Origin of the sequence: Clostridium sp. SHJSY1, from assembly GCF_031626875.1 — a bacterium.
GTDB lineage: Bacteria > Bacillota > Clostridia > Clostridiales > Clostridiaceae > Clostridium.
Genome location: NZ_JANDMF010000102.1, coordinates 1 through 2,915, shown reverse-complemented (window position 1 = coordinate 2,915; position 2,915 = coordinate 1). Strand labels below are relative to the sequence as shown.

The following is a 2,915-nucleotide window of genomic DNA, read 5'->3' as shown; positions in this document are numbered from 1 at the left end:
TTATTGGTCAAGCCCTCGACCTATTAGTATCAGTCAGCTAAATATGTTACCATACTTACACCTCTGACCTATCAACCTTGTGTTCTTCAAGGGGTCTTACTAGCTTACGCTATGGGAAATCTCATCTTGAGGTGGGCTTCACGCTTAGATGCTTTCAGCGTTTATCCCTTCCCGACTTAGCTACCCAGCTATGCTCTTGGCAGAACAACTGGTACACCAGAGGTCAGTCCATCCCGGTCCTCTCGTACTAAGGACAGCTCCTCTCAAATTTCCTGCGCCCGCGACGGATAGGGACCGAACTGTCTCACGACGTTCTGAACCCAGCTCGCGTGCCGCTTTAATGGGCGAACAGCCCAACCCTTGGGACCTACTTCAGCCCCAGGATGCGACGAGCCGACATCGAGGTGCCAAACCTCCCCGTCGATGTGGACTCTTGGGGGAGATCAGCCTGTTATCCCCGAGGTAGCTTTTATCCGTTGAGCGATGGCCCTCCCACGAGGTACCACCGGATCACTAAGCCCGACTTTCGTCCCTGCTCGACTTGTTGGTCTCGCAGTCAGGCTCCCTTCTGCCTTTGCACTCTACGAACGATTTCCGACCGTTCTGAGGGAACCTTTGGGCGCCTCCGTTACTTTTTAGGAGGCGACCGCCCCAGTCAAACTGCCCACCTAACAATGTCCTGTCACCAGTTTCATGGCATCCAGTTAGAACCTCAGTACTATCAGGGTGGTATCCCAAGGTCGACTCCACCAAAGCTGACGCTCTGGTTTCTCAGTCTCCCACCTATCCTGTACAGACAATACCGAAATTCAATGCTAAGCTACAGTAAAGCTCTACGGGGTCTTTCCGTCCAATCGCGGGTAGCGAGCATCTTCACTCGCACTACAACTTCGCCGGATTCACAGTTGAGACAGTGCCCAAGTCATTACGCCATTCGTGCGGGTCAGAACTTACCTGACAAGGAATTTCGCTACCTTAGGACCGTTATAGTTACGGCCGCCGTTTACTGGGGCTTAAGTTCACACCTTCGCTTGCGCTAAGTGTTCCCCTTAACCTTCCAGCACCGGGCAGGCGTCAGCCCCTATACATCAGCTTTCGCTTTAGCAGAGACCTGTGTTTTTGCTAAACAGTTGCTTGGGCCTATTCTCTGCGGCCTGCCATTCGACAGGCACCCCTTCTCCCGAAGTTACGGGGTCAATTTGCCTAGTTCCTTAACTGTGATTCTTCCGCCGGCCTTAGGATTCTCTCCTCACCTACCTGTGTCGGTTTGCGGTACGGGCACTACTTCTCTCTCTAGATGCTTTTCTTGGAAGCATGGAATCAGATACTTCGGTTCCGTAGAACCTTCCCCATCACGCCTCAGAATTGTTAGAACGGATTTGCCTATTCTAACTCCCTAAACGCTTAGACTAACATCCAATAGTTAGCACATCCTATCCTTCTCCGTCACACCATCGATAATAACGATAATAGTGGTATCGGAATATCAACCGATTGTCCATCACCTACGCCTTTCGGCCTCGGCTTAGGTCCCGACTAACCCTCAGAGGACGAACCTTCCTGAGGAAACCTTAGGTTTTCGGCCTGTGGGATTCTCACCCACATCTCGCTACTAATGCCAACATTCTCACTCGTAATCAGTCCACCGCTCCTTACGGTACGACTTCAACCCGATTACGACGCTCCTCTACCGCTCACGCAAATGCGTGAACCCGTAGCTTCGGTGGTAAGTTTGAGCCCCGGACATCTTCGGCGCAGGATCTCTCGACTAGTGAGCTATTACGCACTCTTTAAATGAGTGGCTGCTTCTAAGCCAACATCCTAGTTGTCTTAGAAATCCCACATCCTTTTCCACTTAACTTACACTTTGGGACCTTAGCTGACGATCTGGGCTGTTTCCCTTTTGACCACGGAACTTATCTTTCGTAGTCTGACTGCCGAACTTATAGTATGTGGCATTCGGAGTTTGATAAGGTTCGGTAAGCGCTATGCCCCCTAGCCCATTCAGTGCTCTACCTCCACTACTCACATTCGACGCTAGCCCTAAAGCTATTTCGAGGAGAACCAGCTATCTCCGAGTTCGATTGGAATTTCTCCGCTATCCACAGCTCATCCCATGGTTTTTCAACACCAACGTGGTTCGGTCCTCCACGGGGTTTTACCCCCGCTTCAACCTGGCCATGGATAGGTCACCCGGTTTCGGGTCTACGGCATGCAACTAGTCGCCCTATTAAGACTTGGTTTCCCTTCGGCTCCGTACCTTAAGTACTTAACCTTGCTACATACCGTAACTCGTTGGCTCGTTCTACAAAAAGCACATCATCACCCTCATAAGGGGCTTTGATCGGTTGTAGGCACACGGTTTCAGGTTCTATTTCACTCCCCTCCCGGGGTTCTTTTCACCTTTCCCTCACGGTACTGCTTCACTATCGGTCATCAGGTAGTATTTAGCCTTGGGAGGTGGTCCTCCCTGCTTCCCACAAGGTTTCACGTGTCTCGTGGTACTCTGGATCAGAACTTGATCATTATAATTTTCACTTACGTGGCTATTACACTCTATGGCTCAACTTTCCAGTTGTCTTCAATTAATCATAATTTCTCGTTATGTTCTGTCCGCAACCCCAAAGATAAATCTTTGGTTTGGGCTCTTTCCTTTTCGCTCGCCGCTACTAAGAAAATCGATTTTTCTTTCTCTTCCTCCAGGTACTTAGATGTTTCAGTTCCCTGGGTTTACCTTCATATAGCTATTTATTCACTATATGATACATGGGGTTTCCCATGTGAGTTTCCTCATTCGGAAATCTTCGGATCTCTGGCTATGTGCGCCTACCCGAAGCTTATCGCAGCTTATCACGTCCTTCATCGGCTCCTGATGCCAAGGCATTCACCATGCGCCCTTTGTAGCTTGACCTATC

At 50.0% G+C, this 2,915-nt stretch carries 1 rRNA gene; it reads right to left on the bottom strand.

Annotated elements, in window-relative coordinates:
• Positions 1-3: 3 nt before the first annotated feature.
• A 23S ribosomal RNA gene (locus tag NNC19_RS23255) occupies positions 4-2,911 on the bottom strand.
• Between the last annotated feature and the right edge of the window lie 4 nt (positions 2,912-2,915).